Origin of the sequence: Burkholderia sp. MS455 (assembly GCF_016899445.1) — a bacterium.
Lineage (GTDB): Bacteria > Pseudomonadota > Gammaproteobacteria > Burkholderiales > Burkholderiaceae > Burkholderia > Burkholderia pyrrocinia_C.
The window spans coordinates 1,688,528-1,709,700 of sequence record NZ_CP041778.1 but is presented as its reverse complement, the minus strand read 5'-3'; the positions used below and the strand labels follow the sequence as shown (position 1 = coordinate 1,709,700).

Annotated in this window: 17 protein-coding genes; 10 read left to right on the top strand and 7 right to left on the bottom strand. The window is 66.6% G+C overall.

Annotated features, from left to right (window positions below; all coding sequences use genetic code 11):
- Positions 1 to 27: 27 nt before the first annotated feature.
- The 3 genes from FPJ27_RS12260 to FPJ27_RS12250 all read left to right on the top strand — a co-directional run bounded on the left by FPJ27_RS12260 (position 28) and on the right by FPJ27_RS12250 (position 2,801).
- Positions 28 to 828, top strand: coding sequence for an enoyl-CoA hydratase-related protein (locus FPJ27_RS12260; RefSeq protein WP_204421300.1), 801 nt, complete (start codon positions 28 to 30; stop codon positions 826 to 828).
- Positions 829 to 955: 127 nt separating this feature from the next.
- Entirely contained in the window at positions 956 to 1,627 is a 672-nt protein-coding gene (locus tag FPJ27_RS12255) for a MarC family protein (RefSeq protein WP_204421299.1), read from the top strand.
- A 193-nt stretch (positions 1,628 to 1,820) separates the two neighbouring features.
- The gene (locus tag FPJ27_RS12250) at positions 1,821 to 2,801 is read left to right on the top strand and encodes an aldo/keto reductase (RefSeq protein ID WP_204421298.1); all 981 of its coding nucleotides are present in this window, start codon (positions 1,821 to 1,823) and stop codon (positions 2,799 to 2,801) included.
- A 42-nt stretch (positions 2,802 to 2,843) separates the two neighbouring features.
- Here FPJ27_RS12250 and FPJ27_RS12245 read toward each other — a convergent pair whose 3' ends face one another.
- From FPJ27_RS12245 to FPJ27_RS12230, 4 genes are all read right to left on the bottom strand, one after another.
- Positions 2,844 to 3,710, bottom strand: coding sequence for a CPBP family intramembrane glutamic endopeptidase (locus FPJ27_RS12245; protein ID WP_204421297.1), 867 nt, complete (start codon positions 3,708 to 3,710; stop codon positions 2,844 to 2,846).
- 89 nt (positions 3,711 to 3,799) lie between these two features.
- Positions 3,800 to 4,456, bottom strand: a complete 657-nt coding sequence (locus FPJ27_RS12240) for a VC0807 family protein (RefSeq protein ID WP_072439081.1) — start codon at positions 4,454 to 4,456, stop codon at positions 3,800 to 3,802.
- A gap of 367 nt (positions 4,457 to 4,823) precedes the next feature.
- Complete coding sequence (locus FPJ27_RS12235) at positions 4,824 to 5,888, bottom strand: 2,3-butanediol dehydrogenase (RefSeq protein WP_072438739.1); 1,065 nt, start codon at positions 5,886 to 5,888, stop codon at positions 4,824 to 4,826.
- 347 nt (positions 5,889 to 6,235) lie between these two features.
- A complete protein-coding gene (locus FPJ27_RS12230; RefSeq protein WP_204421296.1) occupies positions 6,236 to 6,976 on the bottom strand; it encodes a GNAT family N-acetyltransferase in 741 nt (246 codons plus the stop codon).
- Between the two features lie 210 nt (positions 6,977 to 7,186).
- On the opposite strand from FPJ27_RS12230, the gene FPJ27_RS12225 reads away from it, so the two are divergent.
- Together FPJ27_RS12225 and FPJ27_RS12220 are read left to right on the top strand one after the other, a co-directional pair.
- Complete coding sequence (locus FPJ27_RS12225) at positions 7,187 to 8,398, top strand: MFS transporter (protein ID WP_204421295.1); 1,212 nt, start codon at positions 7,187 to 7,189, stop codon at positions 8,396 to 8,398.
- 44 nt (positions 8,399 to 8,442) lie between these two features.
- A complete protein-coding gene (locus tag FPJ27_RS12220; RefSeq protein WP_204421294.1) occupies positions 8,443 to 8,928 on the top strand; it encodes a DUF3331 domain-containing protein in 486 nt (161 codons plus the stop codon).
- 24 nt (positions 8,929 to 8,952) lie between these two features.
- Here FPJ27_RS12220 and FPJ27_RS12215 read toward each other — a convergent pair whose 3' ends face one another.
- The gene (locus FPJ27_RS12215; protein ID WP_204421293.1) at positions 8,953 to 10,155 is read right to left on the bottom strand and encodes a GNAT family N-acetyltransferase; all 1,203 of its coding nucleotides are present in this window, start codon (positions 10,153 to 10,155) and stop codon (positions 8,953 to 8,955) included.
- A 153-nt stretch (positions 10,156 to 10,308) separates the two neighbouring features.
- Between FPJ27_RS12215 and FPJ27_RS12210 the strand changes: the two genes are divergently transcribed.
- Both FPJ27_RS12210 and FPJ27_RS12205 read left to right on the top strand, forming a co-directional pair.
- A complete protein-coding gene (locus FPJ27_RS12210) occupies positions 10,309 to 11,781 on the top strand; it encodes a PLP-dependent aminotransferase family protein (RefSeq protein ID WP_204421292.1) in 1,473 nt (490 codons plus the stop codon).
- Between the two features lie 215 nt (positions 11,782 to 11,996).
- A complete protein-coding gene (locus tag FPJ27_RS12205) occupies positions 11,997 to 13,550 on the top strand; it encodes a trypsin-like peptidase domain-containing protein (protein WP_204421291.1) in 1,554 nt (517 codons plus the stop codon).
- A gap of 108 nt (positions 13,551 to 13,658) precedes the next feature.
- Here the strand turns inward: FPJ27_RS12205 and FPJ27_RS12200 are convergent, their stop codons facing one another.
- Positions 13,659 to 14,942: an IS256 family transposase gene (locus tag FPJ27_RS12200; RefSeq protein ID WP_204420906.1), complete on the bottom strand. Its 1,284-nt coding sequence runs from the start codon at positions 14,940 to 14,942 to the stop codon at positions 13,659 to 13,661.
- Positions 14,943 to 15,759: 817 nt separating this feature from the next.
- On the opposite strand from FPJ27_RS12200, the gene FPJ27_RS12195 reads away from it, so the two are divergent.
- Complete coding sequence (locus FPJ27_RS12195) at positions 15,760 to 17,859, top strand: Ig-like domain-containing protein (RefSeq protein WP_204421290.1); 2,100 nt, start codon at positions 15,760 to 15,762, stop codon at positions 17,857 to 17,859.
- Between the two features lie 469 nt (positions 17,860 to 18,328).
- Here FPJ27_RS12195 and FPJ27_RS12190 read toward each other — a convergent pair whose 3' ends face one another.
- Positions 18,329 to 18,883, bottom strand: coding sequence for a hypothetical protein (locus FPJ27_RS12190; RefSeq protein ID WP_204421289.1), 555 nt, complete (start codon positions 18,881 to 18,883; stop codon positions 18,329 to 18,331).
- A 328-nt stretch (positions 18,884 to 19,211) separates the two neighbouring features.
- On the opposite strand from FPJ27_RS12190, the gene FPJ27_RS12185 reads away from it, so the two are divergent.
- Both FPJ27_RS12185 and FPJ27_RS12180 read left to right on the top strand, forming a co-directional pair.
- Positions 19,212 to 20,423, top strand: a complete 1,212-nt coding sequence (locus FPJ27_RS12185; protein WP_204421288.1) for an MFS transporter — start codon at positions 19,212 to 19,214, stop codon at positions 20,421 to 20,423.
- A gap of 132 nt (positions 20,424 to 20,555) precedes the next feature.
- Positions 20,556 to 21,095: a DUF4303 domain-containing protein gene (locus FPJ27_RS12180; RefSeq protein ID WP_204421287.1), complete on the top strand. Its 540-nt coding sequence runs from the start codon at positions 20,556 to 20,558 to the stop codon at positions 21,093 to 21,095.
- The last annotated feature ends 78 nt before the right edge of the window (positions 21,096 to 21,173 follow it).

Below are 21,173 nucleotides of genomic sequence, written 5' to 3'. Positions count from 1 at the left end.
GCCGTTCTACCCGAGGAAACCTGTTCGATGGATGGATTGAAGACCCTGGCCGTCGCGGTCGATGCGCGCGGCATTGCGACCGTGACGCTGCAGCGCGGCGACGTGCTCAACGCATTCGACGAGACGATGATTGCCGAGCTGACCGACGCATTCACGGCGCTCGGCCGGCGTGACGACGTGCGCGCGATCGTGCTGCGCTCGGACGGCCGCGCGTTCTGCGCGGGCGCCGACCTGCAATGGATGCAGCGCGCAAGCGCGAACGACGCGGCGGCGAACCTGCGCGACGCGCAGCGGTTCGCTGCGATGATGCGCGCGATCCGGCAGTGCCCGAAGCCGACGGTGGCACGCGTGCAGGGGCACGCGTTCGGCGGCGGCGTGGGCCTGTGCGCGGCCTGCGACATCGTGATCGCGAGCGACCATGCGCGCTTTTCGGTGAGCGAGGCGCGTTTCGGAATCCTGCCGGCCGTGATCGGCCCGTATCTGGTCGAGGCGGTCGGCCAGCGCCAGGCGCGCCGGCTCGCGCTGACCGCGACGCAGCTCGCCGCCGGCGAGGCCGTCGCGATCGGCCTGATCCACCAGGCCGTGCCGCTCGACGCGCTCGACGAAGCGCTGGACCGGACGCTCGCGGAACTCGCTCGCAACGGCCCGAACACGCTGATGGAAATCAAGCGCTTCTTCGACGCGATCGGCGAGTATCCGCCGTCGGACGAGCGCGCGGCGTTCACTGCGCAGACGATCTCCCGCATGCGGGCGACGCCGGAGGCGAAGGAGGGTTTCGCCGCGTTCTTCGCAAAGCGGCCGCCGGCGTGGGAAGCGGGCGCCGAGTAAGGAAAAACCGCGACGATCGTCGGCTAAGCGCGCCCGGCCGCATTTTGCGTCTCGGGCGCGGGCGCTTGCTCTACAATGCGTGACCCCCGGCACGCTGCCGGCCCAGCCCCGACCGATTCTTCGCCCGATGATCGTCAACCGCCTTATCTCCGAGATCCTGTTCGGCTTCACCGGCCTGATCGGCATCATCAATCCGATCGGCATCGCATTCCTGTTTCTCGAACGGACCGAGGCGCTCACCGAGCACGAGCGCGACCTGCTCGCGAGGAAGGTCGCGTTCAACGCGTTCGTCGTGCTGATGGTCGCGTTCTTCGCCGGCACGCCCGTGCTGCATTTCTTCGGCATCTCGATGGAAGCGTTGCGGATCGGCGGCGGTTTCGCGGTCGCCGTGGCCGGCTGGCAGATGCTGAACGAACCCGACGGGCCGGGCGGCGGCGACACGCCGGTCAAGCCGATCGACGCGAACGCGATCATGACGCGCGCGTTCTTTCCGTTGACGGTGCCGCTGACGGTCGGCCCCGGCTCGATCGCGACCGCGATCGCGCTGAATGCGAACCGCACGCACAAGCTGTCGGAGTTCATGCTGTCGAGCATCGTGTCGATCGCCGTCTCCATGCTGGTCGCGGTCGTGATCTGGCAGGTCTACAGCCGCTCCGCGCTGCTCGCGCGCTACCTCGGCAGCGAAGGGACCAAGGTCGCGAAGCGCGTGTCGGCGTTCCTGCTGCTGTGCATCGGCGTGCAGATCATGCTGACCGGCTTCTCCGCGTTCCTGCAGCCGATCGCCGACCAGGCCAAGTAACCGGCCCGTCCTTTCCCGCGTTGAGACCGGGCGCCCGAGGCGCTCGGCGTGCCCGGCGTGTGCGTCATACGCGTTTGCGCGGTGCGGGATAACATGCGACGTCTGGCGGATGCGCGGCGCACCGTTCGCGCCCTGCGCGTCGAACGGCGGCGCGCATCCGGCCGCAAGCTCAACTTCAATGACGAGGCGTGCGATGGAATACGTGAAATTCGGGTCGACCGGGCTGGAAGTATCGAAACTGGTGCTGGGCTGCATGACGTTCGGCGAGCCGTCGCGCGGCACGCACCCGTGGACGCTGCCGGAAGCGGAGAGCCGCCCGATCATCCAGCGGGCGGTCGAAGCCGGCATCAATTTCTTCGATACCGCGAACATGTATTCGGACGGCACGTCGGAGGAGATCGTCGGCCGCGCGCTGCGCGATTTCACGAAGCGCGACGACATCGTGATCGCGACCAAGGTGTTCTACCGGATGCGGCCGGGGCCGAACGGCGCGGGCCTGTCGCGCAAGGCGATCATGACCGACATCGACCAGAGCCTGAAGCGGCTCGGCACCGATTATGTCGACCTGTACCAGATTCACCGCTGGGATTACGGCACGCCGATCGAGGAGACGCTCGAGGCGCTGCACGACGTCGTGAAGGCCGGCAAGGCGCGCTATATCGGTGCGTCGTCGATGTTCGCATGGCAGTTCGCGAAGGCGCTGTACACGTCGAAGCAGAACGGCTGGACCCGCTTCGTCAGCATGCAGAACCACCTGAACCTGCTGTATCGCGAGGAAGAGCGGGAAATGCTGCCGCTGTGCGAAGCCGAGGGCATCGCGGTGATTCCGTGGAGCCCGCTCGCACGCGGCCGGCTGACGCGCAACTGGGACGAATCGTCGGACCGGCAGCAGAAGGACGACGTCGGCCAGCGGCTGTACGACGCGACGGCCGATGCGGACAAGGCGGTCGTCGACGCCGTCGCGGCGATCGCCGCCGCGCGCAACGTGCCGCGCGCGCAGGTCGCGCTCGCATGGGTCGCGCAAAAGCGCGGCGTCACCGCGCCGATCGTCGGCATCTCGAAGCCGCAGCAACTGGACGATGCGCTCGGCGCGCTCGCGTTGAAACTGACCGACGACGAAATCGCCACGCTCGAAGGCCCGTACGTTCCGCACGCGGTTGCCGGGTTCAACTGAAACTGAGCGCGGTATCTCGCCGGGCGGTGCCGCGAGCCGGGGTCAGCGGGCGGCGCCGAGCATCGGGTAGGTGAACAGCCCGAAGTGGACGACGTTCAGCCCCGCATGCGCGAGCGCGGAGGCGAGCAGTCCGCCGCGCCGCCACGCGAGGCCGTAGCCGATGCCGGCCACCGTGCCGAGCACGATCCATTGCCAGCCGCCGGCCGCGTGCGCGGCGCCGAACAGCACCGCGCCGATCGCGAGCGCGGCCCACGGGCCCCATGTGAATGCGTGGAGCGCGCGCGTCAGCCCGCCTTGCACGTAGCCGCGGAACAGCGCTTCCTCGGCGAGCGTCACGAGCAGCAGGTTGTTCACGAGCCACAGCCAGCCCGACGCCGGCCATTTGGGTGCCCAGCCGACCATCCCGAACGCGAGCGCGCCGGCCAGGCACGCAGCGGCCGTCGCGACAGCCGCCACCGCGCCCGTGCGCAGCGCGCGCGACAGCGAGACGTCGGGTGCGACCCACGGCAGCACCCACAGCAGCCACAGGCCGATCAGCGGCTTGTCGAGATTCAGGTACATCGTGAACGGCACGGCGTCCGGCGTGAAGCGCGTCGGGGCGATCACGAGCGGATTGTGGAAACCGGGGACCAAGTGCAGGCTCAGCGCGATCGCGAGCGCGGCAAACACCGCGTGCGCGGCGATCCGCACCGCGAGCGGGCGTGCGGGCGACACGCCCCATGCGGCCGCGGCCAGCAGCGCGAGCGGTGCCAGCGCGACCGGCTCGAGCTTGCCGAACGCCAGCGCGCCGGCATAGCCGAGCGCGGCCAGGATGAGGCTCAGGCCGTGCTGCGGGCGATGCCACACGAGTGCGGCGGCCGCGAACAGGGCGAGCCAGATCGTGGCGCACGGAAGGAGCGAAAGGGACATGACAGGAAACGCATAGGTCGGACAAGACGCCGCGCATCATACAGCAGGCGCGGCGACATGCCGCCGGGCCGGCGCCGGCCGGTCGGCCGTCAGCGGCCGGCGACCTCGGTGACGCCGTCGCGGGTCGGGATGTCGACGCTGTTGCGTACGCGCATCCGCCGCCGGTACCAGAACGTCCACATCAGCAGACAGCCGAACACGGTGTAGCCCATGATCGGCGACACGACCAGCACGCGCTCGACGGGCCAGGTCACGACCATCCAGCAGCGCAGCAGCATCTCCAGCGTCATGAAGGCGCCCCACACGAAGGTCATCCGGCGGAGCATCTGCCGCAGCCCCGGCTGTGCGGCCCAGACCGATTCGAAGTGCGCGGCGCCGCCGGCCATTTCCCGCGCCACGGTGGCGCGGGCGAGATAGAAGATCAGCGGACGTTCGCGGAACAGGGACAGCAGGAACACGATGCCGATCGTGCCCGACGCGAGCGATTCGCGCATCAGCAGCGTGCGCGGGCTGCCGCCGAACGCCATTCCGGCGATCGACAGCGCGATGCCGAGCAGCACGACGGCCGCCACCGCATCGACGCGGCGCGAGCGGACGAATTCGACGATCGACCAGATGATCGGCGGAACCGCCGACGCGTACAGTGCGCCGGTTTCGCCGAAATACGGATGCGCGACCCGGTACGCGACCCAGGGCAGCAGCAGGTTGACGAAGAGTTCGAGAATCAGGCCGGCTCGCGGTTTCACGGTACGCAATTCCACGCAGGTTGGGGCGAACGCGCGACGGGCGTGGTTGCCCTGAAAAGGGTTCGGTCCAGTATATCGAAGAATCGCGCCGGGCTGCGGAGGATCGCGTCGCGCCACGTACCGGGGCGCTTGTTCGGCGGGGGCGCATTGCGGCTGATGGTTCGGATTGCGAATGCTTTTAATCTTCGTGTCCGAACGAAAAGCAGCACGAGGTCCGCTTCGGATTACGACGGCAGGGAACAGGGCGCTGGAGGGGAATCGTCGGCAATCGGATGCGTCGCCCGGGCGCGTGGCGATGCTTGCGGGTGGAACAACAGCACGCGTGCCGCGGCACGAATCGTTGCCGCGGCCGCGGCCGCGTGCGCCGTCAGGCGACGTCGGGCTGGACGATGATTTTCACGTTCCGGTCCTTGTGGTTGACCAGTTCCTCGAAGCCGTGCGCGACGATGTCGCCGAGCGCGATGCGTCCGGTGATGAGCGGCTGCACGTCGATGCGGCCGTCGGCGATGAAGCGGATCACGTCCGCGAATTCGCCGTTGTACGCGAGCGAGCCGATCACTTCCTTCTCGGTCGACACGATGTCGAAGAAGTTGAACGACGTCGGTTCCTCGAAGATGCCGACCATCACCGACTTGCCGGCCTTGCGGATCACGTCGATCGCCAGCTTCGCGGTGGCCGTGTGCCCGATGCACTCGAACGACACGTCGGCGCCGTAGCCGCCCGTCAGCGCCTTGACTTCCGCGATCGCGTCGGACGTCTTCGGATCGATGACGACGCTCGCGCCGACCTCCAGCGCCTTCTGCTTGCGCGCGGCCGACATTTCGAGCGCGATCACGCGGCCGGCGCCCGCGGCCTTCGCACACATGATCGTGCACAGGCCGATCGTGCCCGCGCCGACCACGACGACGGTCTGCCCGACGATGCTGCCGGCCTTCTTCACCGCGTGCAGCCCGACCGCGAGCGGTTCGATCAGCGCGCCGGCTTCGGTCGGGAAGTTGTCGGGCAGCTTGTACAGCAGTTCGGCCGGCACGTTCACGTATTCGGCGAACGCGCCGTTGTTCATCAGCCCGGTAAACGCAAGGTTTTCGCAGATGTTGTACAGCCCGTGCCTGCAATACCAGCATGTGCCGCAATGCTGGCACGCGTCGGCCGTCACGCGGTCGCCGACCGCGAAGCCCGTCACGCCCGCGCCGAGTTCGGCGATCTCGCCGCTGAACTCGTGGCCGAGGATGCACTGGCCCTTCAGCCCCGTCAGCGGATGCGGCGCATCGACCGGGATGAACACGGGGCCCGCGACGTATTCGTGCAGGTCGGAGCCGCAGATGCCGCACCAGTGCACACGAATCGTGACCCAGCCTGCAGGCGGGCGCTCCGGAACGGGAACCTCTTCGACGCGGATGTCGTGGCGGCCGCGCCAGACGGCGGCTTTCATGCTGCGGGCGGTAGTCGGTGCCGGTGTACTCACGTTGCTGTCTCCGTCAGGTTGTCGTCGGGCGTGAGGCGTCGCTGCCGGTGCGCCCGTCGCGCGATTGCGCGATCGAACGGTATGCAGGAACGGGGCCAGCGTGAATCGGGTGGTGCGGGGTGGTCGGACGGGGGCGGAAGTGTGCGACGCACCATTGCGCGACACGTTCGCTGGAAGCGATATGACGAGAATCGTGCGTGAAGTTTGCTGCGATTGCGCAGTCGCGGGCCGGGTGAGACGCCGGGACGTTCGTCTCAGCGAAATGAGACGAATCGCGAGACGAACGGGGATGGCTCGCGTGGGGCGAAGCGCGCTCAGGCGACGACTTCGTCCACCGCGACCGGTGCGAGCGGCGTGAATCCGGCGGCGCGGTACAGCGGCTGACCGGCCTCGGTCGACACGAGCCATACACGCTGCGCACCACGCTGCCGCGCATGCGCGACGATCGCGGCGAGCAGTTGCGTCGCGAGGCCACGGCGCCGGTATGCGTCCGCCGTCGCGACCCGGTCGACGACGATATCGCGCGCCGACGCGAAGCCGTAGCGCGCGGTGGCCGCGATTTGCCCGTCCAACCGGTGCGCGAACAGGAACGCGGCCGGATTCCGCTGGAACGGCGGGAATGACGCGCTCGCATTGAACGCCGCGATGTCGTCCGGCGTGTGACAGGCGAGTGCTTCCGCGAGTGCGTCGTCGCTGGACAGCGCGCCGATATCGGCGGCCATGAAATGCTCGTCCGACAGCCGGCGCGTCCTGCCTTGCAGCGCAAGCGGCAACGGCGCGGCGCCATAGCGCGTGATCCATGCGCCGACGGCGAACGGGCCGTCGCTGCGCGCGGGCGCACCCTCGATCATGAAATGCTCGAAAGGCCGGCCCATGCCGGCGTCGAACCGCACGACCTGGCCGTCCGGGCTGTCGTGCAGCGGCGCGTCGCGGCGGTTGCGCGCGGCGCAGTACCCGGCGATGAAGGTGCGCACGGCGGCCTTGCGGTGGGGGAAGGTCGACCAGACCAAGTCGAGCGGAAGCGTGGCGTCGGGAGCGGGCGAGGCGGTCTGCATGCGTATGTGCGCATCATTGTCGGGCGAAGCCGACAGCTTAGATCAGGATGCCGTCGCTGTCGCGCCGGCCCATTACAGCGATCGGCGAAACGCATCGTTGCGCAACTTTCCCTTTACTTGAAGTTAACTTCAATTTGTATCATGTGCGCCAGTCCGATCGCGGTCGCGCGGGACATCCCGTTGCGCGCGGCGGCCCCAACGGAGGTGGAGATGACCGAATCGCCTGTCGCGGCCAACGCCGCCACGCTGCCTGCGCGCAGTTACCGGGCCGCCGTCGCGAACGTCGTGCTGGCGAGCATCGTATCGGCGTTGCACGTCGGCAAGGCGACGATCGCATTGCCGTCGCTCCAGCACGAGTTCGGCGGCTCGCTCGCGTCGCTGAGCGGGATCATGTCGGTGTTTCCGTTCGTCGGCGTGTTCAGCGGGATCGCGGCCGGCCTGCTGGTGCGCCGCTGGGGCGACCGGCTGCTGCTGATGGCGGGCCTCGTCATCCTCGGCGCGTCGAGTGTAGCCGGCGCGTGGGCGGGCAGCTTCGCGTTGCTGCTGACGACGCGCTTCGCCGAGGGGCTCGGTTTCGTGATCGTGGTCGTGGCCGCGCCGGCCGTGCTGAACCGCGTGACGCCGCCCGGGCGTCGCAACGTCGTGTTCGGCCTCTGGAGCACCTTCATGCCGGCCGGCATGGCGCTGTCGATGCTCGTCGGGCCGTTGCTCGGGGGTTGGCGCAACGGTTGGCTCGCGGCCGCGGCACTGACGCTCGTCGCGGCCGTCGCGGTGCCCGTCACGACGTCCGCCGACTCGCCGTCGCGGCAGGCCGCTTCGACGCGCATCGGGCCGGCGCTGCGCGCCGTGCTCGCGTCGCGCTCGACGACGCTGCTCGCGCTGGGCTTCGCGACCTACAACGTGCAGTTCTTCGCGGTGATGACGTTCCTGCCGGTCTTCCTGATGCAACGCCTCGGCGTCGCGGTCGGCGCGGCGGGGCTGATCAGCGCGGCGATCGTCGCTTCGTGCGTGATCGGCAACCTGACGGCCGGTTGGCTGCTGTCGCGCGGCGCGCGGCCGGGGATCGTGATGGCCGCGACATCGGTCGCGATCGGCGCGGCCGGCGCCGGGCTCTTCAGCGCGGCGACACCCGCGCCGTTTGCGGTCGCACTGGGTTTCGTTTTCTCGGCAATGGCCGGGATGCTGCCCGCGACGATCCTCGCATGCGCGCCGGGCTCCGCGCCGTCGCCGTCGCTCGCGCCGCTCGGCATCGGCTGGGTCGTGCAGGGCAACTATCTCGGACAGGTGATCGGGCCGCTGGCGATCGGTGCGATCGTCGGCGCGTTCGGCTGGTCGGGCGGTATCGCGCTGATGCTCGCGGCCGCCGTCGCCGGCGCGGCGATCGGCCTGTCGCTGCTGCGCGAACCGATGGGCCGGCGCTGAGCGCGGCGCCGGTGCCGTTCAACCTGCACGTCAACCCGTCAAGCATGCCGAACACCATGGAAAGCCGGATTTGCGAAGAAGACCTGTCGAGCGAAGCGCCGTCATCTGGCGAACACGATGCGATGCCACCGCACGGCGGCGGCGTCGCGCATCCGCTCGTGACGATCGGCCGCGCACCGGTTCCGGAGCAAGCGTCGGCCGCGGTGTCGCCGTTGCGCCCGCAACTGTTCGTCACGGTGCTGGAGGCCCGCGACGGCGGGTTGCTGATTCGCTGGGTCGAGAGCGGCCGTTGCCATTACGGCGAGCAGCGCTGGCGCCTGCGCGTCGCATTGCAGCCGGGCCGCTGTGCGATCTCGGGGCGGCCGATCGAGCCCGGCGAGCCGGTGTTCCGGCCGGTGCGGCGGCCCGTGCCCGCGAACGGCGACGAGATGATCTGCCCGGCGTCGGTGCCGTGCGCGGCCGGCGCGGCGCGCGCGGACGTTGCGCCCGAGGACGACGCTTCAAGGGATCCGGCCGACGTTCTCGACTGAACGCCGGCCGGCCGCTGAGCCGCGTTACTTCTTCAGATCGTGCCGGTACTGGATGAACCCGGCATTGTTCGCGAGCCTGTGGTACAGCGCGCGCGCGGTCGTGTTGGTTTCATGCGTGAGCCAGTACACGCGGCTCGCGCCGGCTTCGCGGGCGCGTTCGTACACGGCCTCGATCAGCGCGCCGCCCGCGCCTTGCCCGCGTGCGTCGGGCGCCGTGTACAGGTCCTGCAGGTAGCAGTACGGCCCTTCGGTCCAGCACGAGCGGTGGTAGATCGAATGCACGATCCCGACCAGCGCACCCGATGCGTCGAATGCGCCGAGCACGAACATCGGCTCGGCGGGATCCATCAGGCGCGCCCACGTCGTCGCGAACACGGCATCGCTCAGCGCGGTGTCGTAGAACTTCTGATAACCCTGCCACAGCGGGCGCCACGCAGCTTCGTCGGCGGCGACGAGCGGACGCACCGTGACGCGCGTCGCGTCGTTCGCGCGGGCGGCTGCGTCGCGCGCGTTCGCCTGCGCGTGGCGGATCGCGGTGAGCGACTGGCGTTGCTCGCCGTGTGCATCGAAGTTCTCCGGCGCGAGCCACGCGTCGAACGCGGCGCGCACGGCCGGCCATTCGCCGTCGACGATCGAATACCACGCGGTGTCGCGACTGCGGCCCTTGTAGACGATCGCCTGCCGGAACGTGCCTTCGTAGCGGAAGCCGAGCCGCGCGGCCGCCTTGCGCGACGGCGCGTTCAGGTCGTCGCACTTCCATTCGTAGCGCCGGTAGCCGAGCGTGTCGAACGCGTACTTCATCAGCAGGTACTGCGCTTCGGTCGACACGGGCGTGCGCTTGAGCCGCGGCGAGAACGTGACGGAGCCGACCTCGATCACGCCGTTGGCCGGATCGATGCGCATCAGCGCGAGCGTGCCGACCGCGCGGCCCGTGGCAACGTCGATCACCGTGTAGTGCAGCGGATCGGCGCTCGCCTGCGCGCCGCGCGCGTAGTCGCGGTAGCCCGACTCGTCGGTGTACGGCCCGTGCGCGAGATAGGTCCAGTCGCTGCCGTCGGGCGCCTGCGCATAGGCGGCGTACAGATCGGCCGCGTGGCGCTCGGCGTCGAGCGGTTCGAGCCGGCAGTAGCGGCCCTCGAGCGCGATGCGCTCGGGGCGCGGGCGCGCGGACCAGTCGGGAACGGGGTGGCCGATGGGTTGCTGGAAGGCGTTGGTGAGCGTGGACAAGGTCGATCTCGCTTCGGTTGGCGGCCGGCGACATGCCGGCATGCAGACGATCGTAGTCGCGGCGAGGTACCATGAAAAGCGCCACAGGCCGGCAAATTTATGGTGCCACGGTCCGTGCGCCACGTTCCGACACTTTCACGCTGCGATGTTCCGATGACGACTGCCTTTCCTTCCGGCGACTCTCCGTTGCTGCCGCTCGACGCGCCGCTGGCGCGCACGCCGGGCGCGCCCTCGCTGCAGCGCCAGTTGCTGCGCCGCGTGCGCGACGCGATTCTCGGCGGCGCGATGCCCGCCGGCACGCGGCTGCCCGGCACGCGCGCGCTGGCCGACACGCTCGGCGTGTCGCGCAACACGACGGCCGCCGTCTACGAGCAGCTCGTCGCCGAAGGCTTCCTGCAGTCCGACCGCCGCGGCACGCGCGTCGTCGGGCTGTCGCGGCCGGCGCCGCCGCACCGGCGTGCCGCGCCACCGGCCGTCGCGCAGCGGCTCGGCCGGATTCGCCCGAGCCTCGTCGGCAGCGGCGAATCGGAGGGCTTCCGGCCGGGCGTTCCCGCGCTGTCGCATTTCCCGGTGGATGCGTGGCGGCACGCGATCGACCGAGCGCTGCGCCGTGCCGCCCGCGACCTGCTCGCCTATGGCGATCCGCTCGGCGAACCCGCGCTGCGCGAATCGATCGCGCGGCACCTGGCCGTGACGCGCGGCGTGCGCTGCGATCCCGAGCAGATCGTGATCACCGAAGGCGCGCAGGGCGCGATTGCGCTGTGCGCGCAGTTGCTGACGAACCCGGGCGAGACGGTGTGGGTCGAGGAGCCCGGCTATCGCGGCGCGCGCACCGCGATGCAGGCGGCCGACCTCGACGTCGTGCCGATGCCGGTCGACGCGGAAGGGCTGCGCGCGGACGAGGACGACTGGCGCGAGCGGACGCCGCGTCTCGTCTATACGACGCCGTCGAACCAGTTTCCGACCGGCGCCGTGCTGTCGATCTCGCGGCGGCTCGCGCTGATCGATGCCGCGCGCCGGCATCGTGCGTGGATCATCGAGGACGATTACGACAGCGAATTCCGTCACACCGGCGAGCCGATCGGTGCGATGCACGGGCTCGCGCCCGATTCGCCCGTGGTCTATCTCGGCTCGTTCAGCAAGACGATGTTTCCGGCGCTGCGGATCGGCTTTCTGGTGCTGCCCGAGGCGCTGCTGGCCGCCGTGCGGACGGTGCTGCCGGAGATGCTGCGCGGCGGGACGCGCCATGTGCAGCTCGCGCTGGCCGATTTCATCGAGACAGGCGAGTACGGCCGCCATCTCGGCCGGATGCGCCGGTTGTATCGCGACCGGCGGCGGTTGCTGCTCGCCGCGCTCGACGGCAGCCTGAGCGTGCCGCACCAGATCGAGGGCGGGCCGTGCGGATTGCATCTCGCGCTGCGGCTGCCGGCGCGCTACCGCGACCGCGCGATCGTCGACGCGGCGCGCGCGCATGGCATCGGCCCGTTTCCGCTGTCGGGTTTTTCGATTCATGCGGAGTCGGCGGCCAACGGGCTCGTGCTCGGCTTCGGCAATACGTCGGCCGATGCGTTCGAGCCGATGTTGCGGACGTTGTCGGCGATCGCGGAGCGGGTCGGCGGGGATTGAACGGTCGCCGGACTTGTGCGGATTGACGAATCGCGCGCTTTGTTCGAAACGAACGCCGTCGCGGCTCCGCGGCCGCTGAATCACCCGGCATGCGGGTTTCGATTCGTATGTTTCATCGGGCCGCGTGGACTATAAATGGATGCGTGTACCGGTGCTTGTCGGGTGCCTGCGCGTCTCGCGCAAGTCGGCGCCGCGACTGCCGGGGGAGGTGCACCGTGGTTCGCCAGACGCTTGCTCGCGCCGTGCTTCGCACCGCGTTGATCGGGGGCGTATTTGCCGGTTTCTTGCTACCGCCGCCAGCCGCCATTGCGGGGACGCTCGCACCGCCCGTCAAACCTGCCATGAAGGAAAGGCCGGCCGCCGCGCCTTACGCGATGCCGGTCGATTTTCCGGCGATCGTCGATCGTTACGGACCCGCGGTCGTGACGATCATGACCGCCGCGCCCGACCAGCAGGCCGGCGGGCCGTCCTTCGCGATGCTCGATCCCGACGATCCGCTTGCCGCGTTCTTCCGGCGCGCCGCGCCGGCGCCCGCGCCAGGATCGCAGGCGCCGCCGCCCGACACGGCGCTGCGCGCGGTATCGGGCAGCGGCTCGGGATTCATCGTCAGCGCCGACGGCCTGATCCTCACGTCCGCGCACGTTGTCGACGATGCGACCGACGTGACGGTGCGGCTCACCGACCACCGCGAATTCAAGGCGACGGTGCTGACCGTCGATCCGCAAAGCGACGTCGCCGTGTTGCGTGTCAACGCAACGAAGCTGCCGTTCGTGCGCATCGGCGATTCGGCGAAGGTGCGTGCGGGCGAACCGGTGATGACGATCGGCGCGCCGGACGGATCGGGCAACACGGTCACGGCCGGGATCGTCAGCGCGACGTCGCACCGGCTGCCGGACGGCAGCGCGTTTCCGTTCTTCGAAACCGATATCGCGCCGAATCCCGACAACTCGGGCGGCCCCGTGTTCAATCGCGCGGGCGACGTGATCGGCATCGCGGTGCAGGTCTATACGGGCACCGACCGCTACGCGAGCATGACGTTTGCGATCCCGATCGCGTTCGCGGCAAAGGTGCGGGCGCAGCTACAGACGCAGATGCAGGCGCAACAGGCTCAGGCGCCGGCGCAGGGTGCGCCGTCCGTCAACGCGTTCGGCGTCGATGTGCAGGATGTCGGCATCGGGCTGGCCGCGGCGTTTGGGCTGCCGCGTCCGGCGGGCGCGCTCGTCAACGGCGTCGCGCCCGGTTCGCCGGCCGCCGCGGCCGGCGTGAGGCCCGGCGACGTGATCGTGAAACTGGGCGACAAGACGATCGGCCGCTCGGCCGAACTGAACGACCTGGCCGCCGCGCTGTCACCCGGCGAGAAGGCGTCGCTGCGGGTGATTCGCAAGCGCGCGCCGATGATGCTGACGATCACGGGCGCCGACGACGCGGCCGGCAGCGCGGGCACGACAGTCGGCATGGTTGCGCCGAAGGCCGCTGCACGGCCGGGGCCGGCGGCGGGCGAAGGCGGCGATCGCCTGGGGCTGACGATGCATGCGCTGAGCGACGACGAGCGCCGCTCGACGGGGCTCGCGGTCGGGATGATGGTGGACGCGGTGCACGGCCCGGCAGCGAGGGCGGGCATCCAGCCGGGCGATGTCGTGCTCGAGATCAACGACGCGCTGCTCGAGACGCCGGACGACGTGCAGTCGCTCGAAGCGAACGGCAGCGTGATCGCGCTGCTGATCCAGCGCAACAACGCGCGGAAGTTCGTGTCGGTGCGTGTGCGTTAGGACGTTGACGTGGCTGGCGTCGTCCGCCTGCCATCGTCCGGTATCGCCGGCAGTCGGCCCGGCATTGAGCTAATGTCAAATGTGGTGTACGACAGTCGAGCAGCATGATCAAGCGGCAAGCGGTTGAGCAGGAGCCGGTGTGCTCTCGGTCACCGGTGTTCCGTCCTTGAAGGGCACGCCGTTCAAGATCTGTTCGATTTTGTCGACACCGCGAATGCGGCGCCATGATTCCTCTGCTGCTTCGATGAGCTTGAAGGCCATGCCGAGGAAGGTCGCGCGCGACAGACAGTTTCGCGTGCGGGTCGTGCGGTGGCGGACCGTCGCGAAGGTCGACTCGATCGGATTCGTCGTGCGCACATGCTGCCAGTGCTCGGCCGGGAAGTCGTAAAACGCGAGCAGCTCGTCGCGATCCTTCGTGACCTTCTCGACAGCTTTCGGATATTTGGCCGTATAGGTCGCGACGAACTGATCGTAGGCGACGATCGCATCGGCGCGCGTCGCGGCGTTCCAGATCTCCGCGAGCGCGGCCTTGGCCTTGCCCTGCTGCGACTTCGGCAACGCGTTGAGCACGTTGCCGATCTTGTGAAACCAGCAGCGCTGGTGCCGCGTCTGCGGGAACACTTCCTCGAGTGCCGCCCACAAGCCCATCGCGCCGTCGCCGACGGCTAGCAGTGGGCCGGCTTGTAGACCGCGAGCCTTCAGATCGAGCAGTAGCTCGACCCACGAATCCTTCGACTCGCGGTAGCCGTCGGCGAGCGCGACGCGTTCCTTGCTGCCGTCTGGCTTCACGCCGATGATCACCAGCAGACATTGCCCGTCGGAATCCTCGCTGCGCGCCCCAGTATGAATGCCGTCGGCCCACCAGTAGACCCAGCGGGCCGCCGACAAGTCCCGATTGTTCCATTGCGCGAATTCGTCCGCCCAGATCGCTTTGAGACGAATGACGGTATTTGCCGACAGGCCTTTCGCCTGGTCGCCGAGCAATACGCTGAGCGCTTCGCTCATGTCGCCGGTCGAGACGCCGCGCAGATACAGCCACGGCAGCGCCGACGACACACGCGGCGACTTGCGCACGTAGGGCGGCACGATCTCCGAGTTGAACTTTACCCCCGAGCCCGAGCGATCGCGGACCTTCGGCACCTGGACCGTTACCGGTCCGATTGCCGTGACAACGTCTCGCTCAGGCAGATAGCCGTTGCGCACGATCGCCCGCCGGCCGTCCAGCGTCTTCACGTTCGAATATTGCTCGAGCAATGCCTTCAATTCCGCCTCGATCGCTTGCTGGATAATCTGCCGCGCGCCTTGCTGGATCAACTCGTCCAGGCCGACGGGCCCCTTGAATTCTGTTTCCGTTGCTTGACTGTCGTTCGCTTCCCGATTACGTTTCGCCATGGTGGTGGATTGGTTGCTGGGTTCGTTACCTTGGAAAGCAACATTCTCCTGCAATCGCCACCGCCTCCCGCCGATTCCGCTCCACACCGCCGTACACCACTTCCGACATTAGCTCCCCGGCATTCAGGAGCCGTCCCGCATGAAAGCGGCATTCTTCATCGTAGTCGTATGCAGGCGCAGGATCCGGTAGCGGCACCGCGCGGGCACCTATGCGCCCCCCGACTTGTTCGGGGGGGCTTCGTGGAGTTCAGTGGATGTCGCTTGACGACCCGAAGCGGCCGGTCATTGCATTACTGATCTGGCGTCGTATTGCGGAGTGCAGCGGACATTCAAAGGTCAAGCCAGTTGGCTGATCATCCCCTATGGACCACCCGAACTTGCGGTAACGGACGCATGCGCGCGTCGGCAACGACGAAGCGGGCCGGAGACGATGCGGCTCGACGCAGCCCAAGCGACGCATGCGCCACGGCTGTTTCAGGAATGTAACCTTCTTGCTCGCTTTGGTTCGGCGCCCGGCGCTCCACGCGAGCAGCCACGCGGCTCGGCACGATCTTCGCTCTGCCGATTGTGCAGCGTTTGGCAACACCAACAACGCGTGAGGCGCTGCTCGGTGACGTTTTCAACACAAATTCCGTCTACATCGGAACGCGGGGTCCTCGCAATCGCGTTGCAACGTTTTCGACGTTAACTTCGTTATTGAGATCTGCTCCATATTGGAGCGCCGACACTGGGGCAACTGACGCTGCGCATACAGCTATTGACGCTGGATGAGTCGCAGCGTGTAGGCCGAATCGTGTTCGGTCGTGAGGAGTGGCTTATGGACATACGTTCGTGGGTAGCGGCAATCGGCTTCGCGGTGCTGGCAGGCTGTGGGGATGGGGGCGGTGTAAGCACCAGTGAGCCTCCCGCGAATGCAAATACCCAAGTGGCGAAAGGGACTCTGGAGGCAGGTGTACGCGTTCTGACAGCGCAGGAAAACGCACAAATCATTGCTACTTCCGATACGTCCGTCACGTTCAATGCACTGGTTAACTTTTTGCCAGGCTCAGTGTTTCTCACAAACGATACGGCCTACCAAGTGGTGACGTCGTCGAGCGTTGGCGGGAAAACGGTCGTCACCGTGCAGAACCCTCCAGTTGAAGCGGTTTTTTCGTCCCTGCAGATAACCGGAAAATATCAAATCAGCGCCGATCAGGAAGTCACCGGTGCAGGCGCAGGCACAAGCGTTCGTGCGGCGAAAGCGGCCACCACAAGCACAACGCTCTCTTTTCCTGTGGATTTTTCCTTAAGTGGCATCTCCGGAAATGGCAGCGTTAGTACCACCCTTGGGCTCGATGTCGACTATCAGTTTGATGCGGCCGCAGGGGGGCTGAAATCCGGTCACATCGCCGCGGACGAAACGACGAACGCCGCGGTTACCCTCGCACTCTCAAAGGGTGTCGCGGTCGATACAACGATCCCACTCAAACAATTTAGCGTGCCGATTCCGCTAACCGTGTACGATTCGGTTCTCAATTTAGTAGGGGTTAGACTGGCTAGCATCTACATCCCCGTGAATTTTGTCATTCATGGAGGAGCAAGCCTAGAGTCGAAAACGACTGTCGATGCAAATCTCTCAATAACTGCGACAACTGATTATGTGGCCGGCGCAGCTCCAATTTCAACCGGGGCGATTAATGGCACGTCTTCAGTGTCTTCTTTTGACATCACGACAGCGGGCGATCCCGTGCTTGCGTTACTGACTTCCGATGCCGGTCTATATCTGAATCCCAGGCCTGCACTCGCCGCGTTGAACACGGTGGCGCTTTTAGGTGCAGACATCAGAGTAGGTCCGAATGTGGGATTGACCGCGAAAGTTGTGGCGAATACTCCACCTTATTGCGCTCAGATAACGGAGGGCGCTCATGGAGGAATCAGCGGCTTCTTCAAGACAATCGGAGTGAGCAAGACTACCAAGCCGTTCACCAAAGATATTCAGGGGTTTACACAGGCAAACATTGGATCGTGTAAGTTCCCGACCACCACCGGCATCACGATCGCGTCGAGCACCACCCCGCTGCGATTTGGGGACCCGGTCACAGTCAGTGTCACGGTAGCCGCCGTCGATACCACCGCGAGTGGCGGTAAAACGCCGACCGGTGCGGTTCAGGTGACCATGGGCCCGAATAAATGTTCTGCGAGCCTGGTCAACGGTAGCGGCCGTTGTACGTTGCCCGCCTCCCCGGCGGGGACTGCACAACCTGTCAGCGGTGCGTATGGCGGTGACGCAAATTTTGACGTGTCGACCGCGTCAACAGCTATCGCGGTAGAACGGGCAATGACTATCGTCACACTCTCGGCAAGTCCGAACCCGGCCCCCTCGGGGTCCGTCGTTATGTTCACGGCCATCGTTTCACCCAACCCCGATCAGGGGCAAAGCCTACCAACCGGGACAATGGACGTCGTAACGGACGGCGGGGCGACAATTTGCACGGCGACTCTTAACAATACAGGCATCGGCAAATGTTCAGCCACGATGGTCGGGCCCAGTGCGGTTGCCGTCTCCGCAAACTACAGTGGAGATCCAAACTATGTCAATCAGAGTTCGACGCCGGCTAACGTGACGTTTACACCTTGCAGTCCCGTGGGGAGCTGGTGGTATGGGCTAAATGAGTCCCTAGCTTCAACTACTGCCACTTCCATCACGATTCGCCCTGACTTGACCGGAGCAACGATCTACTGGAACTATGGTTCAATTTACTGCGAACAGCCGATGACGGTTTCCGTGCAGGGCAATATGCTGTCCTCGGTGGTCGCCGCCGGCTGCGGCAGTCCTGCGTACACCGAGTCGCTGACTTTCGCCGCTGATTGCAAGTCGGCGAGCGGAACTTCATCTGTCACTCCGGTTCCCGACTTGTGGGTCTGGGGGGGGCCTTAATCGATTCCTCCGCGATCACACCTGTTTATGAGCGGTGCGCGCAGGCTAATGGGCAGTTCGCGCGCGCCGTCACCCAGTACAGCATGCTTGCATGATGTCGGGACGTCTGGCATACCAGCCAAAGATGATGGCCGCGCGCAGGACTCGATTGTGATCAGGTAAGCCCCACCCGAAACGGTGCACTCCATACTTTGCTGGTTAGGGTTATTGAGGGCGCTTCACAAAGCGGATCGTTCGCGCCGAAAGGCGAACTTCGCGTCTGGGCAGCTCATGAACTCCGATGCGCAATGCGCCTTTTCGCCGGTCCTATGACGATCCTGCCGTCCCAACGCACCGGCATTGCGGCGGCATCGATCCCAGTTCACGGGATCGAGACAGGCAAGAGCCTTGTCGAATCGGCGCGTAGGGAGGTATTAGAAATTGATCACGTTCGCTAATTGCAATACAAGTTCACATCATGTGCCGACATCTATTCCGCTCTCGAAGGCAAGCGACGGCTGTCAAGGCCCTTCAGTGCCGGAAAAACGTCTCGGTCCCACGACCGTAGCCCATACGACTGCCAGACAATCTTTCGTCTTACGAAGATTTCGAACGTGGGAGTTCCCGGCGATAACTTGTCCAGTCGTTGTCGCCGCTCGAAAAGCCACTGGACAACCGGTGGATAGTCGTCGACAGTTTCGGGAGCAGCTATGGCCTCACGTTCCACAATAAAAAGATGCACGTCTGGATGAGTGTTGGCCCACGATTCAAATTCGCCTTTCCCACCTAATGAACCTTCCCAGCGACGGCAAAAAACGCAATCCTTTGCCGAATGCACGATCAGCACAATCGGTTCACCCTGTTGCACTTTGGCCTCGCGTATTCGATCAGCCCAAGTGACTTTCGCTTGTGGTTCGGGAGCGTTTTTGCCGGCGTTCGTGTCTGGCTCGTCGCCTGCCAAGGTGATTCGCGGCCAGCCAAGGGCCAACGACAACAATCCCAAAGAAACACACGCTGCGAGCTGGAGTCCTCTACGATGGGCCATTTTCGTGCTCCTTCGAAGGATAGCGGGCATCCATTGACGGAATGAGACGGACCACTACGGAGGATATTGTAGCGACAGCGATCGCTACGTGGAGGTGCGCGACGTGAGGATACCCGCCCGCATCCGAATGATCGCTTCAGCCGATGTCAGTCGACCTCGAAGGTCTGTTGTCCGATGCTAAGCAGTCGCTCGACTGTCTGTGTGAACGCGATGGCGAGCGGCTGAAGATGGCCGAACGCAGACAGTCTTTCTCGCGCTCCTCAGAAATCCCCTAAGAACTTTTTTGCATTGCACACGCCCATGCGGCTCGTGCGCGGAGGACATTCGCTTGCAACCGAACCTGCCCATCGACTCCACTGCGGCGTCGCCTCGACACGCGACGCTGATCCTGCTGTGCGCGTTCTCGGTGCTGCCGTTGAGCCTGTTCCTGCCTTCGCTGCCGGCGATCGCGCGCGACCTGCGCGCCGACTATGCGCTCGTCGCGCTGTCGCTCGGTGGATACGCGGCGGTGGCGGCATCGCTCGAGTTCGTGATGGGGCCGCTGTCGGACCGGTTCGGGCGAAGGCCGGTCATGCTGACAAGCGTCGGCGTGTTCGCGCTCGGCTCGCTCGGCTGCGCGATGGCGACCGATATCCGCGTGTTTCTCGCGTGCCGGCTGATGCAGGCGGCGATCACGTCGGTCTATCCGGTGTCGATGGCGACGATCCGCGACACCGGCGGCGGCAGCCGTGCGGCGAGCCGGATCGGCTATGCGGCGATGGCGGCCGCGTTCGCGCCGATGCTCGGCCCGACGCTCGGCGGCGTACTCGATCAGACGGTGGGCTGGCGCGCGAGCTTCTGGTTGCTCGGCGCGGCCGGCATCGCGCTGTTCGGCTGGTGCGCATTCGATCTCGTCGAAACGCACACGAACCGGTCGTCGAGTCTCGGGCGGCAGCTTCGCGCGTATCCGGCGCTGCTCCGCGCCCGTCGTTTCTGGGCCTATGCGCTTTGCATGGCGTTTTCGACGGGCTCGTTCTACGCGTTCCTGGCCGGCGCGCCGCTCGCCGCGAAAACGCTGTTCGGCATCTCGCCGGCGGAGATCGGTTTCTACATGGGGACGATCACCGCCGGTTTCGTGTGCGGCAGCTTTCTGGCCGCGCGTTTCGCGCGCCACTACGCGCTGGCGACGACGATCCTGTGCGGTCGTGTCGTCGCGTGCGCGGGACCGTTGATCAGCCTCGCGCTGGTATTCGGCGGCGCGACGCATGCGATCGCGTGGTTCGGGCCGTGCGTGCTGGTCGGCATCGGCAACGGGCTGACCAATCCCGGCGCGCATGCCGGTGCCGTGTCGGTGCGGCCGGAGCTGGCGGGCAGTGCGTCGGGGCTGGCCGGTGCGATGACGATCGCCGGCGGCGCCGCGCTGTCGTCGCTGACGGGCGCGGTGCTGACCGCCGGCAACGCGGGCTATGCGCCGTTCGCGATGATGCTGCTGTCGGCGGCGCTCGCGCTCGCGGCTGCCGTCTGCGTGCGGGTGTTCGACGCGCGGGACGCCGCGCAGTGAACGCGGGTGCGGCCCGCTACCGTGCCGCGCGCGATTGGCGGACAATTCATCGAACGCCGGGAGACGACGAACCATCCGCGAGCCGTATTCCCCGACGCGCGAAGGGCGACTGGGCGACTGGGCGAGGATGCGATGATCGACTTTTCTGATTTCCAGCGGGAAATTGCCGACGCCGCGAGGGCGACGTTCAAGGCGCTGCGGGCGTTGCACCCGGACGAGCATTTCTACGCGTTCGCACTTTATACGGATAGCGGCGCGATGACGGTGGTGCCGGCGGCCAATTCGGTCGAAGGGCTGAGCCGGGTCCGCGCGCAACAGGCGGTCGCGGACCCGGATCCGTGGTACGTGTGGGGCTGTCCCGAATGGGCGTACGCGGCGGCGGAAGCGTCGCCGTTCAACGTGATCTGCGGCAAGCTGGCCGACGAAGTGCTGAGCCCGACGTTTGTCCGGTCGAGGTTCGCGGAGTTCTCCCGGCAACTCCACGCCGACATGATCGAGGCGTTGCGGCTGCTCGATCGCGACGGCCTGTTCGGCACGGGCGAAGCAAGGGAAGCCATCACGCTGTTCGTGTCGATCAGCGACGACGACGCAGCCGAGGCACTGGAAAACGAATCGGCGAAAGCGCTGAATCCGCCGGCCGTCGCCGACAAATTCCTGCGCCGCTACGACTGAGCAACCGGAATGCCGTCGCGGGCCGGCCAGAGCCGCAACGCGCAACGCACGGCGGGCGCCGCATCCGCCCGCGTGCGT